At 64.9% G+C, this 1272-nt stretch carries 1 protein-coding gene; it reads left to right on the top strand.

The features are described 5' to 3' along the window. Positions 1–1272: MMPL family transporter (locus GY937_04000; GenBank protein ID MCP5055871.1), on the top strand; the 1272-nt coding region annotated here is incomplete at both ends.

The raw sequence follows: 1272 nt of genomic DNA, 5'->3' as shown, positions 1-1272 counted from the left end.
GAGCTTCAGGCAGTTCGGTCTTGCTGCTGCCATCGGGTTCATTCTTGCCTTCCTCGGCACGTTCACGCTGCTACCGGCGCTCCTCTGCCTGATGTCTCCGCGCACGCGCGGCCCGGACCGGGCCCGGCTCGGCGTTGTCCGGGAGATGCTGAGCGCCGCGGTGGGTGCGGTGTCGAGCAGGCCCACGTTCGTTCTCGTCACCGGAATGGCCGTGTTCATCGGCCTGGCTGCGGGGATCCCGCGGCTCTACTACGAGGTGGACTTCGGTGACCAGTCGCTGGTCTTGCGCTCCGTCCGCTTCATGGAGGCCAACTTTAGGAAGCCGATGTCGACGGAGCTCGTGGTCACGATCCCAGAGGGGAAGCGGATCTATGACGAGGAGAGTCTCCGACTCCTCGAACGCATCGAGCGCTATTTCGACAGCGAGCCGAGCAGCGGAATCGCCTGGAGCTTCCTCGACTTCCTCGAAGAGGCCTACCGGATCGACCACGGAAGCCGGGCTCGGTCCCTCGATCAACTCGTCGAAGCAGCGCCAGCGGAGATGCCGATCGTTGCGTCCTACCACGGCCTCTCCGGCTTCTGGAGCGAGTCCGCTTCCGAGGGCGGTGATGGCGAACGGGTCTACCGGGACCGCGCGCGCATCTCGGTCCACCGAAGCTGGCTCAATGGCGAAGACCAGATCCCGTACGTCGATCGCCTCCAGGGTTTCATCACGAATGTGAATCAAGACGTCCAACCCGAGGGCTACCGGGTCGAGTTGCACGGAGGGCTCGAGCTGGCCGCGCTTGCCGAGCGCCGCATTCGAGATACGCAGTGGCGAAGCTTCGCCACTGCCTTCGTTGTCGTCGGTCTGACTCTGTGGGCGCTCTTGTGGTCTTCACCAGCCCTCGCAGCGCTGGGAACCGTCGTGAACGTGCTCCCCGTGATCGCGCTCCTCGGCTTGATGGGCTGGGCCGGGATTGCGGTGGATCCCGCAAACACCATGGTCGCGGCCGTCCTCCTGGCGATCGCTGTGGATGACACGATCCACGTAGCTCTCCGCTATCAGCGCGCCCGCCGCGAAGGCGCCACGCGCCTGCCCGCAATCACCACGACCCTCACGACGGTCGGCGAAGCCGTTGTGATCACCAGCATCTGTCTTGCGCTGGGCTTTGCGGTCCTGATGTTCTCCCGTTGGGGAGGTCTCGTCTCGTTCGGTCTCCTCGCCAGCCTCGGCATCGTCTTTGCGTTGCTTGCCGACCTGCTTCTCTTGCCGGCCGCTTTGCTCCTCCG

It is taken from the genome of bacterium (assembly GCA_024228115.1).
Lineage (GTDB): Bacteria > Myxococcota_A > UBA9160 > UBA9160 > UBA6930.
This window is presented reverse-complemented; position numbering and strand designations above follow the sequence as displayed.